This window comes from Streptomyces sp. AP-93, from assembly GCF_022808175.1.
Lineage (GTDB): Bacteria > Actinomycetota > Actinomycetes > Streptomycetales > Streptomycetaceae > Streptomyces.
Genome location: NZ_JALGBX010000026.1, coordinates 121,365 through 148,298 on the forward strand (window position 1 = coordinate 121,365; position 26,934 = coordinate 148,298).

Annotated in this window: 24 protein-coding genes and 4 pseudogenes; 20 read left to right on the forward strand and 8 right to left on the reverse strand. The window is 70.3% G+C overall.

Annotation, left to right across the window (positions count from 1 at the left end):
• Positions 1-6: 6 nt before the first annotated feature.
• The 3 genes from MTF69_RS34130 (at position 7) to MTF69_RS34140 (ending at position 3,856) form a co-directional block, all read left to right on the forward strand.
• Positions 7-1,092 (forward strand): NUDIX hydrolase, encoded by a 1,086-nt coding sequence (locus MTF69_RS34130; RefSeq protein ID WP_243340244.1) that lies wholly within the window; start codon positions 7-9, stop codon positions 1,090-1,092.
• A 128-nt stretch (positions 1,093-1,220) separates the two neighbouring features.
• Positions 1,221-3,362, forward strand: a complete 2,142-nt coding sequence (locus MTF69_RS34135; protein ID WP_243340245.1) for an ABC transporter ATP-binding protein — start codon at positions 1,221-1,223, stop codon at positions 3,360-3,362.
• Positions 3,359-3,856, forward strand: coding sequence for a hypothetical protein (locus MTF69_RS34140; protein ID WP_243340246.1), 498 nt, complete (start codon positions 3,359-3,361; stop codon positions 3,854-3,856). Before MTF69_RS34135 ends, MTF69_RS34140 begins: the two co-directional genes overlap by 4 nt.
• A gap of 19 nt (positions 3,857-3,875) precedes the next feature.
• Here MTF69_RS34140 and MTF69_RS34145 read toward each other — a convergent pair whose 3' ends face one another.
• On the reverse strand, positions 3,876-4,268 hold the full coding sequence (locus MTF69_RS34145) for a VOC family protein (protein ID WP_243340247.1): 393 nt from the start codon (positions 4,266-4,268) through the stop codon (positions 3,876-3,878).
• Positions 4,265-4,567 carry a helix-turn-helix transcriptional regulator gene (locus MTF69_RS34150; RefSeq protein WP_243340248.1) on the reverse strand — a complete coding sequence of 101 codons (303 nt, stop codon included), beginning with the start codon at positions 4,565-4,567 and terminating at the stop codon, positions 4,265-4,267. Before MTF69_RS34150 ends, MTF69_RS34145 begins: the two co-directional genes overlap by 4 nt.
• A 279-nt stretch (positions 4,568-4,846) precedes the next feature.
• On the opposite strand from MTF69_RS34150, the gene MTF69_RS34155 reads away from it, so the two are divergent.
• The 6 genes and pseudogenes from MTF69_RS34155 to MTF69_RS34180 form a co-directional block, all read left to right on the forward strand.
• Entirely contained in the window at positions 4,847-5,419 is a 573-nt protein-coding gene (locus MTF69_RS34155; protein ID WP_243340249.1) for an RNA polymerase sigma factor, read from the forward strand.
• Positions 5,416-5,727, forward strand: coding sequence for a hypothetical protein (locus MTF69_RS34160; protein ID WP_243340250.1), 312 nt, complete (start codon positions 5,416-5,418; stop codon positions 5,725-5,727). The genes MTF69_RS34155 and MTF69_RS34160 overlap by 4 nt, the downstream gene beginning before the upstream one ends.
• 423 nt (positions 5,728-6,150) lie before the next feature.
• Positions 6,151-6,837, forward strand: a complete 687-nt coding sequence (locus MTF69_RS34165; RefSeq protein ID WP_243340271.1) for a serine/threonine-protein kinase — start codon at positions 6,151-6,153, stop codon at positions 6,835-6,837.
• A gap of 6 nt (positions 6,838-6,843) precedes the next feature.
• Entirely contained in the window at positions 6,844-8,187 is a 1,344-nt protein-coding gene (locus MTF69_RS34170) for a hypothetical protein (RefSeq protein WP_243340251.1), read from the forward strand.
• 742 nt (positions 8,188-8,929) lie between these two features.
• The gene (locus MTF69_RS34175) at positions 8,930-9,781 is read left to right on the forward strand and encodes an IS5 family transposase (RefSeq protein WP_243340252.1); all 852 of its coding nucleotides are present in this window, start codon (positions 8,930-8,932) and stop codon (positions 9,779-9,781) included.
• A 227-nt stretch (positions 9,782-10,008) separates the two neighbouring features.
• Positions 10,009-10,545 (forward strand): annotated as a pseudogene (locus tag MTF69_RS34180) (transposase family protein); the annotation flags it as partial.
• Between the two features lie 23 nt (positions 10,546-10,568).
• Here MTF69_RS34180 and MTF69_RS43135 read toward each other — a convergent pair.
• The 4 genes and pseudogenes from MTF69_RS43135 to MTF69_RS34195 all read right to left on the reverse strand — a co-directional run bounded on the left by MTF69_RS43135 (position 10,569) and on the right by MTF69_RS34195 (position 13,122).
• Positions 10,569-10,694: a hypothetical protein gene (locus MTF69_RS43135; protein ID WP_279346604.1), complete on the reverse strand. Its 126-nt coding sequence runs from the start codon at positions 10,692-10,694 to the stop codon at positions 10,569-10,571.
• A pseudogene (locus tag MTF69_RS34185) lies at positions 10,691-11,279 on the reverse strand (transposase); the annotation flags it as partial. The pseudogene MTF69_RS34185 and the gene MTF69_RS43135, both read right to left, overlap by 4 nt.
• A gap of 14 nt (positions 11,280-11,293) precedes the next feature.
• On the reverse strand, positions 11,294-12,259 hold the full coding sequence (locus MTF69_RS34190) for an ABC transporter permease subunit (RefSeq protein WP_243340253.1): 966 nt from the start codon (positions 12,257-12,259) through the stop codon (positions 11,294-11,296).
• Positions 12,256-13,122, reverse strand: coding sequence for an ABC transporter ATP-binding protein (locus tag MTF69_RS34195; protein WP_243340254.1), 867 nt, complete (start codon positions 13,120-13,122; stop codon positions 12,256-12,258). The genes MTF69_RS34190 and MTF69_RS34195 overlap by 4 nt, the downstream gene beginning before the upstream one ends.
• Before the next feature lie 178 nt (positions 13,123-13,300).
• Here MTF69_RS34195 and MTF69_RS34200 point away from each other — a divergent pair, with 178 nt between their 5' ends.
• The 10 genes from MTF69_RS34200 (at position 13,301) to MTF69_RS34245 (ending at position 24,726) form a co-directional block, all read left to right on the forward strand.
• Complete coding sequence (locus MTF69_RS34200; protein WP_243340255.1) at positions 13,301-14,119, forward strand: histidine kinase; 819 nt, start codon at positions 13,301-13,303, stop codon at positions 14,117-14,119.
• A complete protein-coding gene (locus MTF69_RS34205; protein ID WP_243340256.1) occupies positions 14,067-14,546 on the forward strand; it encodes a sensor histidine kinase in 480 nt (159 codons plus the stop codon). The genes MTF69_RS34200 and MTF69_RS34205 overlap by 53 nt, the downstream gene beginning before the upstream one ends.
• Positions 14,543-15,214 carry a response regulator transcription factor gene (locus tag MTF69_RS34210; RefSeq protein ID WP_243340257.1) on the forward strand — a complete coding sequence of 224 codons (672 nt, stop codon included), beginning with the start codon at positions 14,543-14,545 and terminating at the stop codon, positions 15,212-15,214. The genes MTF69_RS34205 and MTF69_RS34210 overlap by 4 nt, the downstream gene beginning before the upstream one ends.
• 466 nt (positions 15,215-15,680) lie before the next feature.
• On the forward strand, positions 15,681-16,949 hold the full coding sequence (locus MTF69_RS43880; protein ID WP_374324820.1) for a hypothetical protein: 1,269 nt from the start codon (positions 15,681-15,683) through the stop codon (positions 16,947-16,949).
• A gap of 724 nt (positions 16,950-17,673) precedes the next feature.
• Positions 17,674-19,650, forward strand: a complete 1,977-nt coding sequence (locus MTF69_RS34220; protein ID WP_243340258.1) for an RICIN domain-containing protein — start codon at positions 17,674-17,676, stop codon at positions 19,648-19,650.
• Positions 19,651-19,758: 108 nt separating this feature from the next.
• Positions 19,759-20,448: a hypothetical protein gene (locus MTF69_RS34225; protein WP_243340259.1), complete on the forward strand. Its 690-nt coding sequence runs from the start codon at positions 19,759-19,761 to the stop codon at positions 20,446-20,448.
• 188 nt (positions 20,449-20,636) lie between these two features.
• Complete coding sequence (locus tag MTF69_RS34230; RefSeq protein ID WP_243340260.1) at positions 20,637-21,509, forward strand: papain-like cysteine protease family protein; 873 nt, start codon at positions 20,637-20,639, stop codon at positions 21,507-21,509.
• A gap of 14 nt (positions 21,510-21,523) precedes the next feature.
• Positions 21,524-22,462: a hypothetical protein gene (locus MTF69_RS34235; protein ID WP_243340261.1), complete on the forward strand. Its 939-nt coding sequence runs from the start codon at positions 21,524-21,526 to the stop codon at positions 22,460-22,462.
• Between the two features lie 179 nt (positions 22,463-22,641).
• Entirely contained in the window at positions 22,642-23,352 is a 711-nt protein-coding gene (locus MTF69_RS34240; RefSeq protein ID WP_243340262.1) for a DUF5722 domain-containing protein, read from the forward strand.
• Positions 23,353-23,496: 144 nt separating this feature from the next.
• Positions 23,497-24,726, forward strand: coding sequence for a HAMP domain-containing sensor histidine kinase (locus tag MTF69_RS34245; protein ID WP_243340263.1), 1,230 nt, complete (start codon positions 23,497-23,499; stop codon positions 24,724-24,726).
• A gap of 12 nt (positions 24,727-24,738) precedes the next feature.
• Here MTF69_RS34245 and MTF69_RS34250 read toward each other — a convergent pair whose 3' ends face one another.
• Together MTF69_RS34250 and MTF69_RS34255 are read right to left on the reverse strand one after the other, a co-directional pair.
• A complete protein-coding gene (locus MTF69_RS34250) occupies positions 24,739-25,395 on the reverse strand; it encodes a response regulator transcription factor (RefSeq protein ID WP_243340264.1) in 657 nt (218 codons plus the stop codon).
• 103 nt (positions 25,396-25,498) lie between these two features.
• Positions 25,499-26,062: pseudogene (locus MTF69_RS34255) on the reverse strand (ATP-binding cassette domain-containing protein); the annotation flags it as partial.
• Positions 26,063-26,134: 72 nt separating this feature from the next.
• Between MTF69_RS34255 and MTF69_RS34260 the strand changes: the two are divergent.
• Positions 26,135-26,820: pseudogene (locus MTF69_RS34260) on the forward strand (IS3 family transposase); the annotation flags it as partial.
• Between the last annotated feature and the right edge of the window lie 114 nt (positions 26,821-26,934).

Here is a 26,934-nt window from a genome sequence, read left to right on the forward strand (position 1 = left end):
GCCCCCGTGCCGGATCAGCCCCCGTCCTCACCCCCGCCCCCGCCGCCACCCGGGTCCCCGTACACCGACTCGGTCCGCGCCTACTACGCCGCCCAGCCCTCCCCCCTCGTGGCCGCCACCGGGATCGTGCTGGACGCGCGCGGGCGGGTCCTCGTCCTCACCACCTCGTACAAGGCGGAGCTGGAGCTCCCGGGCGGGGGCGTGGAGGACACCGAGACACCGGAGGAGGGACTGGCCCGCGAGCTGAAGGAGGAGCTCGACCTGAGCGTGCCGGTCGGGCGGCTGCTCGCCGTGGACTCCCGCCCGCCGGGGCCCCTCGGCCGCTCCCTCGTCGCCCACGTCCACCTCGTCGGCCCGCTCACGCCCGAGGAGGCCTCCGCGATCTCCTTCCCGGACGGGGAGGTCACCGAGGCACGGTGGCTCACCCCGGAGGAGGCCTACGAGGCCCTGGACACCCGGAAGACATCCCGCCTGCGCGCCGCCCTGGCAGCCCTGTACTCCGGCTCCCTCGCGCACCTGATCGACGGGGTGCCGCAGCCCGGCTCCCCGGCCGGCCTGGACCCGGCGCGCCGGGCGGAGCTGGAACACGCGGGCGCCTACGACACCGCCGGCCACCGCGCCGCCCGCCCCAAGGCCCTCACGGCGGCGAGCGTGCTGTTCACCGACTCGGCTGGCGGGGTCCTGCTGGTACGGCCCGCGTACGGCGATCCGGACCACTGGAACCTGCCCGGCGGCGGCATCGACAGTGACGTCGGCGAGATCCCGCGCACCGCGGCCCGCCGGGAGGTCCTCGAGGAGCTCGGCCTCGACCTCGCCCCGGGCAGGCTGCTCGCCGTCAACTGGTCCCACCGGTCCGGCTATCCGGCCCGGGTCCGCTTCCTCTACGACGGCGGCACCCTCGACGCCGCCGCCCTGACCCGGATCCGCCTGCCGCAGACGGAGCTCCTCGCCTGGCGCACGGTCCCCCCGGCCGAACTGCGCCGGTTCGCCAGGCCGGCGCTCCGCCGCCAGATCGAGGCCTGCCTCACGGCTCGCGCCAACCCGGGCCGCACACTCGAACTGCACGCCGGCCGGCTGGTGGCTCAGGGTTAGAGACGGCCGGAGAGGACGCGGGGTGTCTCCCGAGCTCGTGTACGGAATCCATCTCGGCTCACATGCGTGTGCTCGATGGCGCGACCGCCGTCGTTGACCCCGGTGAACCGGATCCGGGGATGGGGGACATGACCATGGGGGAAGTGACCGGCGGCAAGGACCGAACGAACGAGGAGGTCCCACCAGACGTCCCACCGGACGTCCCACCAGACGTTCCACCAGACGTCCCACCGGACATCCCGGCGGACACCCCACCGGAGGCCTCCGCGGAGACCGAGCCGAATGTCTCGGACTCGGAGCGGCTGCTCTTCGGCGGCGAACTCGCCTACGACATCGGCTGGGAACGCCATGAGGGGGCCTGGCTGAAGCTCGGCCTGTGGACCATGGCCAAGGAACTGCCGCGCATGGTCGCCATGGGCGTGCGCCTCGCGCACCTCGCCGATCCCCGCGCGCTCCGGGTGGTCCTCGGCGCCGAACTCGGCCGCGGCATCACCCAGGCCGTCGGACTGATCGCCGTCAACGGCGTCCTGGGCCACATCCTGTCCGCCGGATCGACCAACGAGCGCCTGGCCCGGGCCGTCCCCGCCCTCGCGGTGGTCGCGGTCACCGCACTGCTCGGATCGCTGCTGCGCTCCGCTTCGACCGCGTCGACCGGCACGCTGGAGCCGAAGGTCCAGCGGGTGGCGACCGAGCGGTACCTCGGACTGGTGCACCAGGTGGAGCTGTCCGCGATCGAGGACGACGAGTTCCACCGCCTGCTCGACGCCGCCCGCTACGGTGCGGACTCCGCGCGCCGCATGGTCCGGTACTGCACGAACACGCTGAACTCCCTGATCTCCCTCATCGCCGCGGCCGGTGTGCTCACCGTGCTGCACATCGGGCTGCTGCCGCTCCTCGTCATGATGACCCTGCCCAGTGCGTGGAGTTCGCTCACGATCTCCAAACAGCGCTACGTCTCCTTCCACACCTTCGTCCAGCACGCCCGTGCCGGACACCTGCTGGGGCAGCTCCTGACCCAGCAGGAGGCGGCGGCCGAGGTCCGTGTACACGGGATCGGACCGTTCCTGCTCGGCCACTTCCGCGGCATGGCGGAGACCAGCGAGCGAGAACAGACCCGGCTGGCCCGCAACGCCGCCCGGATCGGCTTGACGGCCGACGGCGCCGGCGGTCTCGCGACCCTCCTCACCTACGGGGCGCTCGGACTGCTGCTGTGGAGCGGGGCGATGGACCTCGCGGTCGCCGGTACGGCCGTCCTGGCGATCCGTACCGGTGCGTCGAGCCTGGACAGCCTCGTCCTGCAGATGGCCGATCTGCACCAGGAGTCCTTGCACGTCGCCGACTACGAACGACTCTGCGCGGAGGCCGCGGATCGCGCCATTCCCGCGACGGGCCGGGCGCTGCCCGAGGATCTGCGGGAAGTCCGCTTCGAGAAGGTGACCTTCACCTATCCGGCGAGCGCCGGAGAGACCCCCGAGCCGACCCTGCGCGAGGTCTCCCTGTCCTTCCCCATCGGCAAGGTCATCGCGGTCGTCGGGGAGAACGGCTCGGGCAAGTCCACCCTGATCAAGCTCCTGGCCGGCCTATACCTGCCCGACGAGGGTGGCGGCACGATCTGGTGGGACCACGTCGACGCCGCCCGGGCGGACCGCCGGCAGATCTTCGCCCGGGTCGCGCTCATGTCCCAGTCCTTCTACCAGTGGCCCTTCACGTTCCGCGTCAATGTGGGGATCGGCCGCCCCGACCGCCCCATCGACGACGCGGCGGTCGGGGCCGCGGCCGCCTTCTCCGGCGCCGACGCCTTCCTCACCGGTCTGCCCCACGGCCTCGGCACCCTCCTCGCACGCGGCTACAAGCGCGGCCGCCAGGCCTCCGGCGGCGAATGGCAGAAGATCGGGATCGCACGGGCCTGGTACCGGCAGGGCCAGATCATGGTGGTGGACGAGCCCACCAGCGCCCTGGACGCCGTCGCCGAGCAGCGGTTCTTCGACCGCTTGCGGAGCCTCGCGGCGACCGGGCAGACGGTGGTCCTGATCACCCACCGGCTGCACTCCGTACGCCACGCCGACGTCATCCACGTGCTCAAGGGCGGGCAGGTCGCCGAGTCGGGCACCTTCACCGAACTCATGGACGCGGACGGCGCCACGGGCGCCAGGGGCGAGTTCCGCACCGCCTACCTGGTACAGGCGTCCGCCTTCGCGGAATCCCTCCCCACCCAGCGCGACCACCCGCCCGGCACCCGAACCGGAGCGAAGACCGGAGACGTCTCATGAGCCGCGCCCAGGACGAGCGGGCTGAGCGGGGCAGCCACACGGTCCCTGCCGCGACCGGACCCGACCGCTACAGACTGCCGGTCGACGTACACCTCCTCCTGGTCCGGTACGGACCGGACGGAGGGGAGGAGCTCCTGCTGTCCCGCCGCGCGGGTGCCTTGTACGCGGCGGGTCTGTGGCACGCGCCGTCCGGCCTGTTCTTCGAGGCTCTGGCCTGGCAGGGCATCCCGGAGGTGCGGGAGCCGGACGTCTGCGATGCCATGGACTGGTACTCCCTCGACGCACTGCCCGAGCCGATGTTCGCCTACTGCCGCGCCGCCCTCGACGCCTACCGGGCGGACCTGCCCGGTGCCGTCCACTTCCAGGAGCCCGGCGACCCGATCCCCCACCACCCGGACGCTCCCGACCGCACCCGGCAGCTACCGGGCCCCGCTCGGGCCCCGCGGGCACCGGGCCCACCGGGTCCACCGCCCGGGAGTTCAGGAGCCCTCTGAGGGTGCTGCTCCCGGCCGGCTACTTCGGCTCGGTCGCGAGCTGGATCAGGTTGCCGCAGGTGTCGTCGAAGACGGCGGTGGTCACGGGACCCATCTCCAGCGGCTCCTGCGTGAAGCGGACGCCGAGGCCGCGCAGGCGCTCGTACTCCGCCTCGACGTCGTCGACGGCGAACTGGGCGAGCGGGATGCCGTCCTCAACGAGCGCGTCGCGGTAGGTCTTGGCGGCCGGGTGGCCGGCGGGCTCCAGGAGGAGTTCGGTGCCGCCGGGCTCGTCGGGCGAGACGACGGTCAGCCACCGGTCCGGCCCGCCCAGCGGGACGTCGTGCTTCTTCACGAACCCGAGGACCTCGGTGTAGAAGTGCAGGGCTTTGGCCTGGTCGTCGACGAAGACGCTGGTCAGGTGGATCTTCATGGGGTGCTCTCTTCCGGTCCGGACGGGTCGGGCGTGCGCCATCGCTCGGCGATCTGCCGCAGCGGGGCCGTGTTCAGGTCGTGGAACTTGTACCGGCCCTCCCGCCTCGTCTCGACGAGTCCGGCGGCCTCCAGCACGGCGAGGTGCTGGGAGACGCCCTGGCGCGAGATGCCGAGCTGGTGCTTCATCGTCAGCCGCGAGCAGATCTCGAACAGTGTCTGCCCGGACTTCTCCGCGAGCTCGTCGAGGATGGTGCGGCGGGTCGGGTCGGCCAAAGCTCTGAAGAGTTCGTCGGCCACCACCACAGAATAGGCAAGCAACCACTTGCCTATCAACTCGAGGAAGACATTCGACCGGCCGCGAATCCTTTTCGGACCTCCCCGCCTCTTATCCGTGTACCGGCCGAACGGGCCGGCAGGACCAGGAGGAAACACCCATGATGATCACCAGCCTCGTAGTGATCGGAGCCCTGCTCGTGGGCGCGTGCAGCCGGCACCTGCTGCGGCGCTACAAGAGCCGGATCTGACCAGGGCCCGGCGGCGCGGGACATCTTCGGGAACGACGGGAATGAGCAGCACGTGAACCAACGCCTCCCCTGGCCGGACGAGCGGCTGATCAGGGCCGCTCAGGACGGCGACGTCACTTCACTCACCACCGTCGTCATGGAGTCGCAGCCTCATGTGCGCAAGTTCGCCCTGTCGCTCTGCGCCTCGCCGCAGGACGCGGAGGACGCCGCGCAGGAGGCCCTGATCATCCTCTACCGGAAGATCGGCACCCTGCGGGCCACCGGCGCCCTCGCCTCCTGGATGTTCCGGATCGTGCGCAACGAATGCCTCCGGCAGATACGGCTGCTCGCCCCGCGGAGCGAGGAAGCGCCGGCCCATCCGGAGTCTGCGGAACGGTCCGCCGAGGACGCCGTGCTGCACAGGCTGGAGGCGGAGCGGATCGCGGCCGCGCTCAGCGCCCTCCCCCGTGACCAGCGGCAGGTCCTGATCCTGCGGGACGTCCAGGGCCTGCCCGGCAAGACCGTCGCCGATGCGCTGGGCCTGAGCACCGCCGCGATGAAGTCGCGGCTGCACAGAGCACGCGCCGCGCTGCGCCACTCACTGGGCGCGATCGACCAACCAGTCGAAGGAGACTCACGACGGTGAACACCGTGAAACTGCCCGCACCATCCGCGGCGCCCGAAACGAACTTCGCCAGCAGGTCCGTCCCGCGCCACCTGGCGCGCGGCGCCATCGGCTTCGGGCTGATCATCGGCGCGATCGCCCTGGTGCCCGTCGTCGGCCCGGTGAGCCTACTGGCCGCCCCGCTCGCCCTCGTTGCCTTCCGCGGCTGCCCCACGTGCTGGATGGTCGGCCTGGCGCAGACCATCTCCCGCGGCCGCCTGGAACGCCGATGCGAGGACGGCGTCTGCACCCTCACCAAGACACACCCGACGGCGAAGGCCGCGGAGTAGCGGCGGCCGGCTCCGAACACACGAAAGGCCGTTCTCTCGTGGTTGAGGGAACGGCCTCCGACCTGCGTTTCCGCACAGTCGGGACGACAGGATTTGAACCTGCGACCCCTTGACCCCCAGGAGTGAGGTCCGGGGGTATTTTCCAGATATAACAGACCTAATTGGGATGCAAGTTGTGCGCAAGAAGCTCGAAAGTGCGCCATCGCGCACACCGTGTGGTCCCCAACTGGTCCCCAAGGAGCGGACTCTGCTCTGCCCATCAGGACCTAGCGAGGCGAGGCGGCATGGACCGCCCCACGCACCACCACCGCGGGTCGCGTTGGCCCGCGGATACGATCAACCGCCGGGTTCGGGCGGTCCTTGCCGATCTGCCGCCCGGCCTCATCGAGGTCCATCGCAGAAGAGGAACGGACGCCTGTGAGCATGGCGCTCTCCGGCGGGCGGCTACAGCCCGCCCGCCCCGGCGATCCCACACGGGTCGGCCCTTACCGGATCATCGGCCGTCTCGGCTCGGGCGGCATGGGCACCGTGCACGCCGGCCTCGACCCGGCCGGAGTACGGGTCGCAGTCAAGGTCGTCCACGCCGCTCAGGCCGAGGACCCCGAGTTCCGTGCCCGCTTCCGCCGCGAGATCCAGCTCTCCGCCCGCGTCCATGGGCCATGCCTCATACCGCTGCTCTCGGCCGACCCCGACGCGGAGACCCCGTGGCTGGCCACCACGTACGTCCCGGGCCTGACCCTCAACCAGCACCTCGCCGCCCACGGTCCGCTCACCGGCGGCACCCTGTACGCCTTCGCCACCGGCACCGCCCGGGCCCTGTCGGCAATCCACGCCGCTGGTGTCGTCCACCGGGACGTCAAGCCGCAGAACGTGATCCTCACCCCCGCCGGACCCCGCGTCCTGGACTTCGGCATCGCCCACGCCTCCGACGGCACCTCCGTGACCCGAACCGGCGTCATGACCGGTACCCCCGGCTGGATCAGCCCCGAGCACTACCGCACCGGCACCGCCGGCCCCGAAGGCGACGTGTTCGCCTGGGGCGCTCTCGTCGCATACGCCGCCACTGGCCGCCTTCCATTCGGCGCAGGAGCCCCCGACGTGGTCGCTTAACGCGTCATGCCTGCGGAACCCGACCTCGATGGCCTCCCCGAGGGGCTGCGCGCAACCGTGGAGAAGGCACTCGCCAAGAGCCCCGGCGAACGAATCACCTCCGACTCTGCAGCTGAGGAGTGTGCCCGCTTTCTCTCCACCCAGGCGACCCAGGTACTTACTGTCGACGCACGGCTGGAACCGGTCGGGGCTCCCGACTTCGTCGCCACCGAGTGGCACGTGCCCAGCGTGGAGGACCCTGCCTGGCAGGACCCGACCGCGTCGGACCGGAAGCGACCGCTGATCGTCTTCGTCGCCGCGGCGGCCGCCGGCGCCGCCATCGCGGCCGGCATCCTCGCCTTCGACGCCAAGGGTCAGGTCGACCCGGACGCCAAGTCCAAGAGCACGGTCAGCCCTGCGGCGCCCTCCGGCACACCTGCCGCAATCACGGCTTCCATCAGCCCGGGCGCAACCAGGACCGCGCCTCCGGTCGATCCACGAACCATCAGGATCCCCATGGATCCACTGGCAGGAGTGCCCCACCCCGCCTACACCCGAGCCGGTGACGAGTCCCAGCCGCACCCCAACGAATGGCGGACCAGCACGCGCGCCGTCACCCCCGAGGAACAGGACGCTGAGCAGGCGATCCGCGACCACATGACCTCCATGCTGGCCACCAAGGACATGGACTTCATGAAGCCCACGATCACGTTCAACCAGCGCGCGCAGACCGTGATCGTCACCGGCGGACCGGTCCCCCAGCTTCCCGAGAACTACCAGGACGTGTTCCGCCGGGCCGGGCAGATGGCCGCCTGCACAGCGCTCGCACAGCGACTCAAGGGCAACCCCGCCACCTGGCCCTACGGCCGCTTCACCATCCGCTGGAAGACGTCCGACGGCGATATCGAGGCGCCGGCCATCGGCTACGGAGAGGCCACCAACGGCTGCTTCACCGAGATCGCCGGCCAATGGCACGGTGACGAAGAAGGCATGGCGACCGCGGAACTCCCCAGCAGCGACAAGGAAGAGATCCGCGTGGCCGACGCCACGGTCAAGGCCATCACCGCTACCTGGAACGCCAACACCTCGGAGACGAACGAAGCCCCCCTCAGCACAGGCGACGGCATCAACCTGGGCTTCGATCCCGTCGAGAACGCCGCATACGTATGGACCGACGACCCCAACAACCATTTCGCCAGCCGCGCTTCTCAGTCCAACCTCAAAGGCGCTATAGAGGAGGCCGTCTGCCGCAAGCTCGCGGCGGAGTTCAACAGCAACAAGAGCTGGAACTACACCCGCTGGACCGTCGCCGTCCACAACGCGTATACCAACGACCGACAGTTCATCGACTCAGGTACCTGCACCCCGTGAAGCGCCCGACGCCGGAGCATGGTGGCAGCTCGCAACCCCGCGCATCCGAAGGAAAAGTACCCGGATTCCGGATGGGGCACGCCAATTGCGACTGGGTGCTCCAGCTGGCCTGTCCGGCCAGGTAGGTGCCCACCAAGGCACTGGGTCTATGGTCCGCACGCCGCGACGGGAGGGGCAACCGCTCCCTCGTGAAGCGGGTGGACGCGGCGTTCCAGGCGGGCGGGCAGTCCACCGACATCGGGGACCTCGGCAGAGCTGGGGATGGGGCCGTCGAGACCGCCGGGGACACCAACAGTCCCAGCCTCGAAGCGCTACTGAGCCCGCATGCGCGCCGGGGCGGAGCCCGGCGGCCGCCATGCCGTGTCCCGTTGGGTCTCTTCGGCGTCGGACCCTTCGTCACCAACGCCCTGTCGAGCCGCCTGACAGCCGAGGTGCGACGCGAAGGGGTCCGCTGGGTCCAGACGTACACGCGCGGCGTCGCCCTCATACCGCCCACGGCCGTCGGGCCGACGACCACAAGCGGGACCGACGAACGCTCACCGGGCGGGCGACGATCGATGCGCTACCGGTTCCCGGGCGGGGCGCGGGACTTCGTCGCTTTCCTCGACGCACGGACAGGAGCGCCTTAGACCGACCGGCAGTAGGCCTCGGAGCGCGATCGCGATGCGAAGAGGACAGCAGAACGGGCACAGGCCTACGTGATCATGGAGTTCTCTACGCTCTGTGACCGCGAAGGACGACTGTGCCCGCGCTGCCATCATGCCTGCTCGAACCCGCCTGGGACCAGTTCCGAGCCCTGCTGCCCGATCGTCCAGAGTTCGACCCTGGCCATCCGCTCGGCTGCCATCGGCGACGCATACCGGACCGCGTCGTGTTCGACCACGTCATCCAGGCGCTGGTCCACGGCTCCGGCTACGAGCGCATCTCTTCGCCAGGATGCTCCGACAGAACGATCCGACGCCGCGTCAATCTGTGGGCGCAGATGGGAATCACGCAGACACTGCACCGGATCGCCCTGGAAGCGTACGACCGGATGATCGGACTCGACCTCGGCGAGATCTCCGTCGACGGCTGCATCACGAAGGCCCCGTCCGGCGGCGAGAAGGCTGGGCGCTCGCCCGTCGACCGGGGCAAGCAGGGGCTCAAACGCTCCGTCGCCTCCGACGGCTGCGGCGTTCCGCTCGGGATCGTCTCCGACGGCGCCAACCGGCACGACTCACCCCTGCTCGGGCCGACGCTGGAAGCCGCCCGGGAGCAGGTCGGAGCACTCCCGGAAGCCGTCAATGTCAACCTCGACCGCAGTTACGACAGCGCCAAGTCACGTGTACTGATAGCTGAGTTGGGGTTCACTGTCGAGATCGCCCGCAAGGGCGTGCCAGCACCGGTCCAGGCCGGCAAGCGCTGGGTGGTAGAACGCACGCACTCGTGGATGAACGACTACGGCAGGCTGCGGCGCTGCACCGACCGGAGCGGCGAGGTCGTGGACTTCTACCTCTACCTCGCCGCCGCGCTCGTCACGCTCCGCATGCTGATCCGGCGCTCGACGAGCCGCTACCGCTGGGACAACCGACCCACGACCCGACGCCTCAAGTGATCCAATTGCTGGTCGGTCTTAGCCAACAGTCCTCCCACCCCGGAGGGCGCACGCACGTGGCGGGCTTCCACAACGGGGTGTCGGCCGCGGTCAACACGTACGCAGCGGCAGCAGACCGCCCTCGCCGGTTCCCGAGGACGGGACCGGCGGGGGCGGTCGTCGACAAGAGACCCCCACAGCGCCCTAAAGGTTGTTGCAGAACGTGCGGGATGGGGCATTCCTCTTGTATGGGTGGGGTGTTGCCGGCTGAGTCGTTGTGGGTGGAGACGTTCCCCGGTCTGCGGATGGGCCGGTTCGAGAAGCTCGCGAAGGTGGTGCGGGAGTGGGGCGGAAACGGTCCCGGCGGCGGCCGGCCGTGGTGTCTGCCGCTGGCGGACCGGGTGCTGCGGGTGGCTGTGTACTACCAGACGAACCTCACGATGCGCCGGCTCGCACCGCTCTTCGGAACCTCCCCGGCCACCGTCTGCCAGGTGATCAACAAGCTCAGCCCGCTCCTGGCGTTGGAGCCGGCACCGCGGCCCGTCGCTGACGTGGACCGGCTATGGATCGTGGACGGCACCTTGATCCCGGTCCGCGACCGGACCGTCGCCGCGTCGTCCCGTAACTACCGGCTTTCGGCGAACGTGCAGGTCATCATCGACGCCGAGACCCGTCTGGTCGTCGCGAGCACATGTCTGGCACCGGGCAACAAGGCCGACGCTCATGTCTGGCGGGAGTCCGACCTGCCGGCCGCGGCGGCCGGGACGACAGTCATCGCGGACGGCTTCCCGCCCTTCTGCAACAAACTTTAGGTGGGTCCCGGCTCACGCAGCCGGGCGTGCAGTTCGTCGATCCAGGTGCGGAGGTCGTCGACCAGGGCCTGGGCGGCGTCCTCCTGGATGCCGAGCGCGTCGAGGAGGGGCTGGAGGTTCACGCGGTCACCGTCTGCGGGTGGCGCCAGGTGAGGGTGCTCCCGCCGGTGACGCGGCGGGCCATCACCTGGGTCATGGCCCAGTAGACGCGGGAGGCGGAGGAGGCCTGGTGGTGCTCGTCGTCGCGGACCAGAAGCCGGTGCAGTAATCAGGATCCCGTAGGTCTGCTCGACCCTCCACCGCTTCGGCTGCGGAACGAACCCCGCCTCCTGCGGGTTGCGTGCGACGGTCTCGACGTCGATGCCCAGGCTGGCTCCATGTGCGGTGACCTGGTTCTTGAAGCCCTGGTCGACAAGGGCCTTCTCCGCGGTTCCGCCGGCGTGTTCAGCGACCTGGTCCAGCAGGGCGATGCCCGCGTCGTGCGCACTCACGGCGAGGACGACGACGGCGATGACCAGGCCGAGCACGTCCACGGCCTCGTGGATGACCTGGTCGGTCCCGTCGTCCCGCCAGGCGGCGAAGTAGTAGTACGTGGCGCTCTTCGGCGGCAGGTCATGAGGGAGGTAGGCCCACTGGCAGCCGGTCCGGCCCTGGTAGACGATCGCGTTAATGATCTCCCGCATCGCATAGGCGCCCTGGTGGCCGCTGTAGTGACCGCGGGTCAGGTGAGGCGTCGCCTCGTGCACCAGAAGCAGACCAGTCCCAGGATGACCGCCAGCGCGAGGCACAGGAACGATTCCGTCCACTGGAGTGGCCACAGATGGGCCCGCGGGCGGTGTTCGGCCCACTGTCCCGTGATCCCCTGCTGTGCGAGGCACTGCCGGTAGTCCTCGGCCCTGAAGCGCTGCGGCAGGTTCCCGACCCGCTGTCCCGTGGACTTGACCAGCCCATCGCCCAGCAGCCACGAGTCGCCCAGCCAAGCCGAGCCGTCCGTGCCCTGCCGCTGCGTGACGACCGTCGGCCACAGGGAGCTTCGCACCTGCTCCAGGGCGAACAGCAGGGCCGCGCCCAGCGCCAGGGTCGCGCCCATGGCCGCCACCGTGCGGCGTAGCACCAGGCTCAGCGTGATCCCGACCATGAGCATCAGCAGCGCCTTGGCGACAGCCGGGGGGCCTATGGCGTCGTACGGCATCCAGCCGTGCCACGGGAAGCGGCTGCCGAGGGGGCCGGCCACTTCGTGCCACCACCAGGTGGCGGAGGCGGTGACCAGGCCGCTGACGAGGACCGTCAGGGCGACGGGGACGGCCAGCTTGGCCAGGAACCAGCGGGTCCGCGTCACCGACTGGGACAGCGCGGTGCGGTAGGTACCGGACTCCAACTCCGGGGCGAACAGAGGCCCGCCGAGGAACACTCCGAGCACGAGCGGGAGCAGTGCCAGCGCCTGGAGCGGCTGGCGCAGCGGGTACTGGTGCTGCTGCTGGAAGTCCGTGAGCACGTCCGCACACGACTGGGAGTGCTCGGCGGCCGGGCGCGTGCACCCGGCCAGCTGTTGTGCGACGGCGTCGGCCGCCCCGTACCGGCCGAGCAGGAAGTACCCGGCGAGGAGGGCGGATCCGGTGAGGAGCGCCCACAGGGCGGTGCGGTGCTGGCGTACGACCAGCCAGGTCACTCCTCGTACGAGCCTCATGCCGCCGCCTCGGTCTGCTCGGGACGGGCGGCCGGGGTGATCACCGTCGGCAGGTCGGGGTCGCGCAGGTACGTCATGAGGAGCTGTTCCTGGGAGGGTGCGGGGCTGTCACCGCCGGGGCGGTGGGCGGCGCGGAGTTCGTCGATGTCACCGGCGAGGCGTACCCGGCCGGAGCCGATGACGAGCAGGAAGTCGCAGGCGCCCTCCAGCTCGGAGACCACGTGCGAGGACAGCAGGACGGTGGTGCCCTGGGCCGCGGCCTCGGTCAGCAGGAGCCCCGCCATTTCGTGGCGCACGAGCGGGTCGAGGTCGGCCATGGGCTCGTCGAGCATGAGCAGGCGCGGGCGTTTGCCGAAGGCCAGGGCGAGGGCGACGCGGGTGCGCTGGCCGCCGGAGAGCGAACCGACGCGCGCACTGTGCGGGATGTTCCCGCCCCCGATGACCCGTTCGGCGGTCGCCTGATCCCAGGTGGGGTTCAGCTCGGAGCCCATGCGCAGGATCTCGGCGACCCGGAAGCCGCGGTGGAGGGGCTTGTCCTGGCTGAGCAGGGCGGTGGACCGGCGGGCCGCCGGGGCCTCGGGCGGGGCGCCGAAGACACGGATCGAGCCTTCGGTGGGGGTGAGCAGGTCGGCGGCCAGGGACATCAGGGTGCTCTTGCCCGCGCCGTTGGGTCCGACGAGGGCGCAGACACGGCCGGCGGGGATCTGGAAGGTGCAGTCCCTCAGTGCCCAGCCGCGCGGGTAGCGGTGACCGAGGCCGACGGCGCGCAGCGCGGGCAGGCGCGTCTGGCACGTCTGGTTCGTCTCGTCGATTCGGTTCGTGCGGCTTGTCCGGCTCGACCGGTTCTTCTGGTCGGGGTTCATGGCGACGACGCTAGGGAGGCCATTCGGCCGGGGGCATCGGTGCAAGGTCGGCGGGCGCCTTGGCCTTCGGCGCCGGGCGCGCGGGCTCGGGATGACCAAAGTAGGAGATCCACAGCCGAAATTATGGCTGCACGATTTGCGCCATTTCGGTTGCGTAGTGTCCTGTCCCATGCCGCTCATGCCCCGCACCCCGCGCGAGCGGTCGATCGACCTCGCCGTCGTGCTCTTCGCCGCCGGTCTGTCGTTCGCGCTCGCCGCGGCGGCCAGCAACAGCAACCCGCTGCTCATGTTCCCGCGCATGCCCATGGGCTACGGACTGCTGTACCCGGTCGAGGACGTGCTCCGCCTCTCCTTCTACGGCATAGGCCCTTTCGTTAGCGCCTGCGCGGCCCTCGTGTTGTGGTGGCGGCGGCGCTTCCCGGTCGTCGTCGCCACGGTCACGCTGGGGCTCGGGCTGATGTCGTCGGCGGTCACGGTCTCGGCAATGGTGGCGCTGTTCACGGTGGCGGCGCTGCGCCCCGTGCGCACCACCGCCTGGGTCGCGGCTGCGGCCGCGCTGCCCGTACCGCTGACGTGGCTGATCTACGAGGCACCCGGGAAGGGGCTCTCCGTCATGGGCACCCTGCTCATCGCCTGGACCCTGGTCGCCCTCGCCGTCGGGTGGGGCCTGTTCGTACGGTCCCGGCGGATGCTGGTCGCCTCGCTGACCGAGCGGGCGCGCCGGGCGGAGGAGGAGGCGGCCCGCCGGGCCCTGGAGGCGCAGCTGCGGGCCCGCGAGGACATCGCGCGCGAGATGCACGACGTACTGGCGCACCGGCTGTCGCTGCTGAGCGTCCACGCCGGGGCCCTGGAGTTCAACAGGTCCCCGGACCCGGCCGACGTCGGGCGGGCGGGCGGCCGGTGTGATCCGGGACAACGCCCATCAGGCGCTCCAGGACCTGCGGATGGTCATCGGCGTACTGCGCACACCGGCGAGCGAGCCGGGCGTCGGCGATGACCAGGCGGAAGGGCCGGCCGAGGCGCCCCAGCCCGTCCTCGCCGACCTCGAACGGCTCGCGCGGGAGTCCCGCGCCGCCGGTATGCGGCTGCGGCTGGACGTGCGCGTCGAGGACCCGGATGCGGTACCGGATCTCGCGGGCCGCACCGTCTACCGCATCGTCCAGGAGGCCCTGACCAACGCCCGCAAGCACGCCCCGGGCGCCGACGTGCGCGTCGAGGTGAACGGCGAGCCCGGCAGCGGCGTCGACATCATCGTCCGCAACCCGACCCCGGAACGGGGCCAGTCCGCCCCGTCCACGATCCCGGGCTCGGGGCAGGGGCTGATCGGCCTGGCCGAGCGCACCTCGCTGGCCGGGGGCCAGCTGCGCCACGGCCCGACGGGCGGGGACTTCCTCGTGCAGGCGTGGATACCGTGGTCGGCATGATCCGGGTACTCCTCGCCGATGACGATCCGCTGGTGCGGATGGGGCTGCGGCTCATGTTCGGCAGCGTCGACGACATCACCATCGTGGCGGAGGCCGCCGACGGCGAGCAGGCCATCGCCCTGGGCCGCGAGCACGCGCCCGACGTCGTCCTGCTCGACATCCGGATGCCCGTGATGGACGGGCTCGCCGCGACTCCCGCGCTGCGGTCCCTGCCCACCCCGCCCGCGATCGTCATCCTGACCACCTTCAACCCGGACGAGTACGTCGTACGGGCGCTGCGCGCGGGGGCCGCCGGCTTCCTACTGAAGGACACTCCGCCGACGGACATCATGGCCGCCGTACGCCGCGTCGCGGCCGGCGAGCCGGTCCTGTCCCCGGCCGTGACCCAGCAGCTCATCGCCCGGGTGGCGGGCCCGGCGGCCGACGCGGCCGGCGCCCGGGCGGGGGCGCGGACCCGGCTGGAGCGGCTGGCCGCGCGCGAGTACGGCGTCGCGCTCGCCATCGGGCAGGGCCGCACCAACGCCGAGATCGCCGCCCTGCTCTACATGAGCGTGCCCACGGTCAAGGCCCACGTGTCGAGCATCCTGGCCAAGCTCGACGTGACCAACCGGGTCCAGGTCGCCCTGATCGTCCACGATGCCGGACCGGGACAGACTCGCGCCGTGTGACGGAAAGCATGCCGGGTCAGCGGCAGAGCCGCCAACTCGGCGTCACCGATCTGTACTCCGGTCGGGTAGGTGCTGGTGTCGAGTTCGGGGTGCACGCCCACCCGTGCCCGCAGGCCCACCCGGTGCTGATCGCGGGTAGCCAAGCATGCGGAATCAGACGTGAGCTGCGTGTGAGTCATCACCTCACCCCCCGTTCACGGCCCGTCCGTTGGACTGGCGGCAGCCCGGGGGTGACCCCCGACGCCCCCGTCAGAGCACACCGGAGGTGCCGAGGAATGCGGAGTGTAACCAGCAGACGGCGACCGGCGGTCGGTAACCGATCCGCGCCCTTCGACGGGCCCGGCCCTCTCTGCGCAGCCGACCATCGGCCGGTGCCCTGATGGCCCTGACAGGACAGCGAATCCGCCGACGGGCAACCCCGGCACCATGGCGGGCTGCGGGCGGACAACTATCGTCGCCGACCGGGATGCGGTGGGCGGCCGCCTTCGTGGTGTTCGCCTACCACGTCCGCACCTTCTGGCGTCGCCGCCGGGCCCGGATCTACCCCCTGCACCTGGCCACCGCCGCCAGCGCGTTGCTGCTCGCCCACACCCTGGTGCCCGGACTGCGCCCCAGCGGTGGCACGGAGGCGGCGGCGAACGTGCTGCTGGCCATGCTGCTGCCGTGGGCGAACACCCACTACGCCCTCGGCTGGGCCCTGTACTCGTCCCCGTCGGCCCGGCTGCCCGAGCTCGTCCTCGGCGTCACACTCGGCCTCCTCGTCAGGACCGGCGCCTGGCGCGGGCCGAGGCCGAGTGACGGTGAGTTCGCGGAGTTCGCGGGGCTGCTCTACACCAAGACCCATTTGTGCCGCCCCCGCGGTCCAGAAGCAAAAGGGCTGATGGAAAGGGCCAATGGCCATCTGGAGACGAGCTTCCTGCCCGGCCGGCACTTCGCCGGACCGGACGACTTCAACACCCAGCTCGGCCAGTGGCTGAAGGCCGCCAACCGCTCCCGGCGCCGCGTCCTCAATACACCCACCTACCGGAAGGATCAGCACATGACCGACCAGACCCCGCCCGTAGTGCATTGGGCATTCCATGTCGATGACACGACGCCCCATGACCCTAGGTTCTCCCGCATAACGTCCGGAACCCAGCACTTCCCCGCACACATGACCGCCCGCACCGTCGCCCAGGTCGTCGCAGACGAGAAACGGTTCACTCACCCCTCCCACCGCGGCGGCATCACCGTCGCCGTGTGGACCATGGTCAACCACAACCCGGACCGCTACCCGGACCGCAACCCGACTGCCCCGGCCGACGCCTTCACCGTCGCATACGGGGAGCGGGGGACCGACTTCACCCCGTCCGACCTCCTGCTGTCCCCGGCCTCACCCGACCCACGGGAAGTCTGGGCCCTGGAACGCATGGTGTCCACGGCGAAGGAAGTCCACGACCTGTACGGCCCCCCGAACGACGACTTCCAGGAAGCGGTCCGCCAAGCCGGCCGCGACGCCGTGGCCGCCGCGCTCCACCGCCTGGTCGCCGTCCTCCCCGGCATCACCGAAGCCCAGGCCGCTTTCCTGGCGGACTCCGCGTGGGTCCTGGGCCTGGAAGTCGTCGAAGACCTCACTGCCGCCAACGGGCACCCGGCCGCCCCGGCGACGACGTCGGGTGTACGCCGAAGGACAGGTGATGAAGCCGTGAGGGACAAAGCGCGCGCGGGACCGGCTCGCGGGGGTCTTCGCCGATGAGCCGTTCGCGGAGGCGTTCGGTGCATGGGGCGCCGGGGTTGTCTCCGGGGGGTTGTCGCTGGTGACGGTGTTGTGGTTGGCCGAGGACCTGACGGATCGGCAGGCCGCGGCGATGGCGGAGTCGGGGGACCTACTGCGAACGGCAGCTGCCGAACGACACCGCCGGATTGGACCGAACCGCACCCCCGCAGCCGTCGGCCGGGCCGGCGGCCCCGCCAGCACATCGAATGACGCCCGCACCGGCGCAATGCCCGGCCCGCGACGGAAGATCGCGCAGCCGCCTCTGCACCGTCCGTCGCCTGGCATGGCATGGGCATTCACCCTCCCTGCGACCGGAGTTGACGACTCCTCACCGGCCGTAACAGGGTCAATTCAGCTCGTAATAATTAGGTGAATCATCGACTGAATTGCTGTCAATAAAGGCTCAGGATTTATCTCGATTCGGTAACGAGATCCTCGAAAAGGCCTGGACCATCCTCGATCTACCCGCGTAACTACCGTAACCCTAAAGGGAACTGACTGTTCATCAAATAGATGGCCGAGGTAACGGTCAGATATCTTGAGCCCAATTCCCGTTTGTCCGAAATCTCCACCGCACCCGTCTGGCAGGCTTCCGCTCACCCACTCCTCCGACCAAGGATTTGAGGTACACATGACGCGTAGTCGTCGAAAGAAACGTGAACATCGACGCAAGTCACGCCGGTTGATATTTCTCACCGCCGCCATGGCTTCGGCGGCGGTGATAGCGGGGGGTCTCGCCTACTCCGGCCTCGGTGACCATGCCGAGGCCGGAACGCCTGCGCAGGCCAGAGTTGCCGAGGACGTCCTATCACCGGCCGCCGCACCGGCCCGTGACGCGGAACCGGAGCCGATCGTGGGCGAGCCCGCCAACGATACGGCGCGCGGCATGGTCTTCGACGGCCTCAAGGCAGCGCCGAAGGGCGACCGTTGCGTCGGGGTCTACCGCACGGAGACTGGGCTCTGCAGCCACGGTCCCGACGCGCCGCCCAAGGGCGTCGACATCAAGAAGGACGTCGCCCCGGTCGTGAAGACCCAGGCCGTGGCGGATCCGGCCAACCCCGAGGCCGGCGCCGCGGCAGCGGAAGGCAGCGGGCGTCCTCAGGACGCGCCCGCCGCCGACGCGAGCACTGCGAAGGCTCCTGCCTCGAAGCCCCCGGCCCCCGCGGGCGGCAGCGGCCAGGCCGTCGCCGCCGGGCCCGCAGGCCAGACCGTCCAGTGCGACGGTGACGGCAGCTCCGGCAACCGCGTCCAGGTGGTGTACGTCCACGCCCCCGGCCGCGACCGGTACGCCGAGTACGTCGCTTCGTTCCGCAAGTGGGCGGCCGACGCCGACCTCATCTACTCCACGAGCGCGCAGGAGACCGGCGGGGTCCGGCACATCCGCTACGTGACGGCCGCCGATTGTACGCCGATCGTGCTCAACATCGAGCTCCCCGCCTCCGCGCTGGCCGAGTTCAGCGCGACCAACAACGCGCTCGCAGGCAAGAGCCTCAACCGCCGCGACCGCAAGTACATGATTTTCTCGGACACGCAGGTCTACTGCGGCATCGGCACCTTCGCCGGTGACGAGCGGCCCGGCCAGGCCAACCAGAGCAACTTCGGCCCGTCCTACGGCCGTACGGACTCCGGCTGCTGGGGCGGCCACACTGCCGCGCACGAACTCGGCCACAACCTCGGCGCGGTCAACAACAGCGCCCCCAACACCAGCCGGGGAGCCCACTGCACGGACGAGTTCGACGTCATGTGCTACTCGGACACGCCGTACTACCCCCAGATGCGCAACGTCTGCACCAATCAGGCGTCGGAGAACATCCTGGACTGCAACCACGACGACTACTTCCACACCAGTCCCAAGGCCGGAAGTTACCTGGCCACGCACTGGAACATCGCCGACAACCAGTTCCTGATGAAGACCAAGGGCGGCGGCATCGATCCGGGCCCTGGCCCCAACCCCAAGCCGACCCCGAAGCCGACGCCGACCAAGAAGCCCTCCGGCGGGCCTGCGGTGACCGTCGGTCAGATCCAGTCGAACTCGGCCGTGGCCAGCTGGCCCAAGGCGGACGGCGCCGCCTGGTACCAGGTCCTGCTGAACGGCAAGCACCTGACGTGGGTCCAGTCGCAGACAATGCGCATCTACAACCTCCAGCCCGGCACGGAGTACAAGGTCGCCGTTTCGGTGCGCGACAGCGCCGGCCGCGACACCGGACCCGGCACGGCCGCCACCTTCCGTACGGCGGGCGCCGACGACCGCACCACTCCTGGCACCCGCTACACCCTCGGCAACGGCAGCACTGGCATGGCCGCCGAGCTGTGGGGCGGCCGCAGCGCCGACGGCACGCTGCTCGTCGGAGCACACGCCAACGGCTACGCCCACCAGCAGTGGCTCTTCGAGGACGCCGGCGGCGGGCTGGTCCGCATCAAGTCCGCGGTCTCCGGCAAGTGCCTGCAAAGTGGTGGCGCCCCGGCCCAAGGCATGTGGATCGCGCAGCAGCCCTGCGGCAACGGCTCCACCCAGCAGTGGAAGCTGAGCTCCCGCAGCGGCACGTCGACCATCACGGACCCCAGCGGCGGATACGCCCTGACCGTGAGCAACCGCCCGTACTACGGCGAGTTGCTGCTCGACCTCCAACGCGCGGACGACCGCGCGACCCAAGTCTGGACGGTCCAGAAAGTCGCCTGACCTTCCTCCGGCCGGCATCCCCGCCGGCCGGCCGTCCACCGGCGGGCGGCTGCCCCACGCAGTCGCCCGCCGGCCCCGCGTCCCAGCGCACCAGGGAGCACCACAACGATGCGTACACGCCACGCTTCTCCGGTCCGCACCGGACTCGGAGCCCTGTTCCTGTTCCTCGCCCAGGCCTTGGCCCTGGCCCTGGCCGCAGCGACCCCGGCCCACGCCCACGGCGACACCGTCAAGGTCGTGGTCACCGGGCAGCGGGAGGGCCACGTCACCACCGAGATCACCTGGGAGAACGACGGAGACACCATCGACGAGGCGGTCGCCGGCACTATGAACGCGACCAGTGTGGACGGCACCCGCACGATGGGGCCCTGGCGGCTGGTCCGCGATGCGGGCAGCAGCACGCGCAAGAGCTGGAGCACGACAGAGGTCCTACCGGCCGGCACCTGGACGGTGCATGTTCACGTCGGATTTCCATCGCTCGGACATGCCGAGAGCGAGGTCGCCGTACCGGTCGTCGATCCCGTTCCGCCCGCCGGATCGGTCACGCCCACCGCCGTTACTACAACCGGCCCCTCGGCCGCAGGCGTGCCGTCGGTCGTGGCCCCAGCGCCCACAGGCCCGTCGGCGTCGCCTGCCCCGGCCGGCGACAGGAGCGAGGGCACCTTCCCGTGGGCCATGACGTGCATCGCTGTGGCCGCCCTCGTGGGGACGGCCGCCGGGGTGCCGATAGCCCGGCGTGCCCGGGCCCGTCGGCTGGAACCGGGCGACAGGGCGGTCGAAGCGCGCCGAGCCGTGTGAAGTTCGCCCGCTGCCCTGAGGTGACGACGCACTTCAGGGCGGACAGCGCCCGCTGGCTGGCTGTCCATCAGCTATCGGAGGAGCGCCGAACCACGGGGCCGCAGCCGCGCCCCCGGCATCTGCGCCGCAGCCCCGGACAGCCGGGTTGCTGGGCAGGCAAGTTCCCCCAACATTTCGGATAAAGGAGCATGATGCACAAACGTCGCGCGTCCCGCCGCAAGAAAGCACTGATAGCCGCGATCACCGCCACACTCTCCGGCGGTCTACTGCTCGGCTTCGGTGCCCTCGCCCAGGCCGACGTGGTCAGCGGCACGGTCATCGGCGGGCAGAACAACTACAGCACCGTCAACCACCGGGCCAAACCATCCCTCTCGGCCCAGGTCAACGGCTCCTCGAAGGTCGGCGACAAGATCCAGATGTCCTGCCGGACGACCGGCGACACCGTGGAGAACAACCCACGGTGGATCTACACCGGCTCGTACTACATCGCCGACGCCTTCATCAAGGAGAACACCACCGCCCTGCCGGTCTGCGGCTCGAACCCGAACCCGAAACCCACCCCCACACCCACGACCCCCACGACCGCGAAGACGGTCAAGATCGACATGCAGAAGCAGGTCAGGACCCAGTGGTGCTGGGACGCCTCCGGCGTGACCATCGCCAAACACTGGGGCCGCACCGTCACCCAGGAGCGGTTCTGCCAGCTCGCCGCCCAGGGCACTGGGGTGAACTGCAACAACCAGCCCGCGACCCTGGAAGACATGGCCAACGGCCTGGCCAAGCTAGGGCTGAGCAACAGCGGCCGCAGCCTGTACCGCAACGCCTCGTTCAGCGAGTCCGCCGCCGAGATCGCCGCGGGCCGGCCGTTCGCCGTCCGGTTCGGCTGGCGCACCGGCGGCGGCCACATGAACGTCATCTACGGCTACGACAGCGCCACCAACATGATCGCGGTCGGCGACCCGTGGCAGACCACCCAGACATACACCTGGTGGAACCACTCCACATACGTGAATAACAACTCGTTCCAGTGGACCCACTCCCGCATCGGCATCCAGGGCTGAGGAGCAGACCGACCATGCAGACCATGCGACGCACCAAGCGCACGGCCATCCGGGCCGCCGTCTTCGCCACGACCACGCTCGCCGCCGCCCTGTGCGGAATCGTTCCCGCTCAGGCTGCTGCGGAGGACGACGGCATCGCGGGCTACCAGTCCGCTCAGCAGGCCATCCGCAGCGACCAGCTCCGCGACGCCGTCTCCCGCTTCCTGGCCTCGGCCCGACAGCACGGAACTGCCGCCGCCGCGGACGGCGGCAGCGTCGGCACCCCCGGGAACGCACCCGCCGCAGTCGCTGCGCCGCCCGGGTTCGATCTCAAGGACCCTGTGCCGATGTTCGAGATCAGCCCCGAGTTCGTGGCCGGCAAGACCCAGGCGACCCCGCAGACCGCGCTCCGGCTCTCCTACCTGGCCTCCCGGGTGACCGCCTCCGACGGCAAACACGCCGCCGTACTGCTCGCGCCCAAGGGAAACGCCCCCACGACGGGAAGCGGCCCGCAGAACGTCGGCGCCGAGGGCTGGGAGCTGGCCGGCATCCGGGACGGCGACAACGATGTCAGCCTTGCCCAACGCGGCACCCCGCAGGCCCGCGCCTTCACCGAGCCGCAGATACACGCCTGGTACCGGCTCACCGCCGAAGGCATGGTCGAGCCGCTCAACGAGGAGGCGACCACCGGCCTCGGCGGAAAGCGGCGCGGCATCACCCTCGCCGCCTACCAGAAGCTGGTCACCGCCCGCTACGGCGACAAGATGCCCGGCTCGGAGTACGACCGCAAGGGCCTGGCCGGCGGATACGCCGACCTCGTGGAGGACCAGCCGGCCCAGACCACCGCCGCGTCCGCGAGACCGGCAGCAGAGTCGTCCTGGCAGCCGATCTCCATCACCGGGGCCGCAGCCCTGGCGGCGACCGGCGGTGCAGTGGTCTACGCGCGCCGCCGGCGGACGGCAGGCCTCCGCTGACCTGACCTCACGAGGGCCGGGCCCCTTCCGTGCACAGCCTGACGACTTACATCGTCGGATACGCATGAGCCTTGGAAGGAGGCCCGGCCGTGCGGGCCACGTCCGTATCGACGTGGCCCGCACGCCGTCGCGGACCGCCGCCGGCGCCACCCGGACCGGAGTGGAGCGATCGCGGGCTGGTGATCACCGCCATCGTCTACGGCACCCCTCCATGGGCACGCCAAGGGCGCCCCTGCTCACCCGCGTCGCCGGGGTTCGAGATCTTTTGCGTGCCCGACGATCCCGCCGACTTCGGACGTTTCGCCGTGGAACAGGCGACCGCCAAGGTGCTGACCTCACTGGACCACCACTTCGGCCGGGAGTTCGACCGCCCGGCCGAGCACAACGCGACGTTGTCCGGCATGACGGTGCTCGAAGGGCTCAACGCCCGGGTAGGGCCGTGCCGGTGGCAGGTCGCCTATCACCCGTACCCGCCCAACCTCTTCAGCTCCGCCTTCTCCGCCGACGACTACCCTGAGATCACCTACGGCAACCTCGGCATCCTGCTGGGCTGGCTGCGTCAACGGTTCCCGGACCGGCCCCACGCCTGGACGGTTCAGCTCACCGAGAGCGGGATCAATTCCGGTCAGCAGTCCCATGAGACCGACCAGGCGAACATCGTGTGCTGGAGCCTCCACAACGTGCTCGGCACACCGGGTATCGAAAGCCATATCTACCACCGGATGCAGGACAATCCGAATGAGGGCGGCCTCCAGCTCGGTCTTCGCAGGGCGGACGGCTCGGCCAAGCCCTCGTGGGCAACCTGGGCGCTGGCGAACCGCAACGACCTCTCCCCGGCTCAGCTCTCCTGCGAGTTCGAGCACCTCCCCTACACAGTGCTGGTGAGGTGAGGTGACCGCTCACGCGGGACTCACATCCGGTCCCGCATACTTGGGCCGCCCGCGATATCAGCGCTGGGCGGACCTGGGGAAGCGAGTGGGGCGGATGGGGACACCTGCGGTCGAGGCTGTTTGGCGGGCCGACGGGAGGCGGCCATGACGGCCCGTTCCGCTGAGGCCTCCGCCCCCCGTCACACCTGGCGCGGGAGCCTGCGGCTCCGGTTCACCCTGGTGTTCGGCGTGATGTTCTTCGTGGCGACCGCGGCCGTTCTCGCGGTGACCGCGCTGCTGGTGGACAGTTCAATGCGGTACAGCCTCGAGGTGGCCTTTCCCGACGGCTACAACCTGGAGCCGGGTCAGTCGGCGGACGTTCAGAATTACCTCATCGAGCGACGGTCCGCGTATTTGGTGATCAGACAGCGCATTTTCGAGTCGGTGCAGCTCAACCTGATATTCAAGGGCGGTCTGGCGGTGGTCGTCGTCGGTGCGTTGGCGACCACCGCGGGGTGGCTGGTGGCCGGCCGGCTGGTCCGCCCGCTCAGCGTGATCAGCTCCACCGCCGAGCGGATCGCCGGGCGCACCCTGCACCGCCGGATCGACCTTCAGGCACCGGCGGGCGAAGTGAAGTCGCTGGCGGACTCCTTCGACAGCATGCTGGACCGACTCGACGAAGCGTTCGCCGGCCAGTCCCGGTTCATCTCCAACGCGGCGCACGAGCTGAAGACCCCGATCGCGGTCAACCGGACCCTGGTCGAGGTGGCGATGAACCGGGCCGACGCCCCGCCCGAGGTGCGGCAGCTGGGGGAGAATCTGCTCGCCGTCAGCGCGCGCCACGAGCGGTTGATCGATGCCCTGCTGACGCTCGCCCGCGCGGAGAACTCGTTGTCGGAGCTGGCGTCGGTGGACTTGGCGGAGCTCGCCGAATCGGTGTTGGACTCGGCCGCGGCGGAGGCGGAGCGCCGGGGGGTGACCGTGGAGGACCGGGTGGAGCCCGCCGTGGTGACCGGTGACCCGGTCCTGCTGGAGCAGGTGGTCCGCAATCTGGTCGACAACGCCGTCCGCTACAACGGGCCGGGCGGGGAGGTGACGGTGTGGGTCTCAGTGGGGCGCCAGGGGGCCGAGGTCGTGGTCGGCAACACCGGTCCGGTGATCTCCCCGCACGAGGTCCCGGTGCTGTTCGCGCCGTTCCGTCGGCTGACCGACCGGGTCGGTTCGGCCCGGGGCAGCGGGCTCGGGCTGTCGATCGTACGGGCGGTCGCGCGGGCCCACGGCGGTGAGGCGACGGCGCAGCCGCGACCCGGCGGCGGGCTCACCGTGCGGGTGCTGCTGCCGTTGGCCGGGCCGGGCCCCGGACGCGGCACGAGGCCGCCCGGGGGTGTGCGCTGACAGGGTGTCCGCTCACGGGATCCGGTAGCCGGTGCCGGTGATGGTCTCGATCAGCGGCGGGTCCGCCAGTTTGCGGCGCAGACCGCGGATCGTGACCCGGACGATGGTGGTGAACGGGTCGATGTTCTCGTCCCAGGCCCGTTCCAGCAGGTCCTCGGCGGACACGGGTGCGCCCCGGGCGCGCAGCAGCTCCTCCAGGACGGCGAACTCCTTGCGGGACAGGGCGAGCAGGCGCCCGTCACGGCTGGCCGCGCGATAGTGCGGGTCGAGGCGGATACCCGAGCGCTCCAGGACGGGTGGGGCGGCCGGCCGGGCCCTGCGCCCCAGGGCCCGGATACGGGCGATCAGTTCGGCGAATGCGAAGGGCTTGGCCAGGTAGTCGTCGGCCCCGAGATTCAGGCCCGCGACACGCTCGGCCAGCGTGGTGGAGACGGTCAGCATGAGGACGCGGACGTCCGCCCCGGCGGCGACCGTGCGGCGGCAGACCTCGTCGCCGTGCAGCCCGGGCAGGTCGCGGTCGAGGACCATGACGTCGTACTTGTTGACGGCCAGCCGCTCCATCGCCGCCTCGCCGTCGTGGACGACGTCCACGGCGAAGGCCTCCTGCCGCAGGCCCTCCGCGACGGCCCGGGCCAGCATCTCCTCGTCCTCGACCACCAGTACGCGCATCGGGCTCCCATTCTCGTTCCTGTCCCTTGAACGGACGTTGCCGAGGACCGAACGGTTGCGCGGGGCCGTGTCCGGAAACGGTTGTCTTACGATCGGCGGACGATCAGCGCCGACCCGGTGCGGTGGGCTCGCCCGCGGACCACAGCCGCGCGTAGTGCCCGCCGAGCGCCAGCAGTTCGGTGTGGCTGCCCTGTTCGACCACCCGCCCGCCGTCCAGGACGAGGATGCGGCCGGCCCTGGCTGCCGTGGCCAGGCGGTGTGCCACTACGAAGGTCGTGCGCGCGGTGGCCACGCGGGTGGATGCCTTGGGTACCGCGGCCTCGGTGGCGGGCTCCAGCGCTGCCGTCGCCTCGTCGAGCAGGAGTGGCGCAGGATCGTGCGTAGCCCACGTTGCCGGCGACGTCGCCGGTGAACAGGTGGCCTTCTTGGGGTACGACACCCAGGCGTCCCCGGAATCCGGCGGGGTCGTAGCGCCGTACGTCGACACCGTCCACGAGAACCTGCCCCTCCGTCACGTCGTAGAACCGGGCGATCAGCTTGACCAGGGTGGACTTCCCGGCACCGGTCCGGCCGACCAAGGCGACGGTTTCCCCGGGGCCACGTGGAGGGACATGTGGTCAAGAGCGGGCCGTTCGGCGCCCGGGTAGCGGAACGACACGTCGCGGAACTCCGGCCCTACCCCTTGATCGTGGACACCCTGATCATTGGATCGTGAAGATCCATAGGACAGGAGTTCCCGTTGGGGACGTCGAAGTACTCGCCTGAGTTCCGGGCCGATGCTGTCGCGCTCTACCGCACCAGCCCGGGTGGGACGTATGCGTCAGTGACCAAGGACGTGGGTGTCAACCACGAGACGCTGCGCACGTGGGTCCGGGACGCTGAACAGGCCGCCCGGCCCGGGGCCGGGGAGGCCAGCGCGATGGAGAAGGAGAACCGGCAGCTGCGGGCGAGGGTGAAGGAACTCGAGCTCGAGCGGGAGATTCTGCGGAGGGCCGCGAAGTATTTTGCGGGCGAGACCAGCTGGTGAGCAGCCGCTTCCAGTTCGTTGACGATCACCGTGACGTCTTTGGCGTCAAGCGGCTGTGCCGGATACTGCAGGTCTCGCGTTCCGGTTTCTACCGGTACCTGGCTGGCGCGCAAGCGCGGGCTGACCGGGCTCGGGCCGATGCCGAGCTCGCCGAGCGGATCACCGAAATCCACCAGGAATCGGACGGCACCTACGGGGCTCCGCGCGTCACCGCCGAGCCCCGGGACGCCGGCGAGCGGGTCAATCACAAGCGGGTGGCACGCGTCATGCGGAAGTTCAACATCATCGGGTTCCACCTGCGCAAGAAGGTCCGTACCACCATCCCCGAGCCCTCCGCGACGCCGGTCCCGGACCTCTTGCAGCGCGACTTCACCGGGGTCACACCGAACACCCGCTACGCGCATAGCAACCGGTGTCCACGATCAAGGGTCAAGCCCCAAGGCCGGGTAGTTAGCGTTTTCGCAGGTCACGCAAGCCTGTTGAAGGATTTCTGACGCAGTGCAACGGAGCTC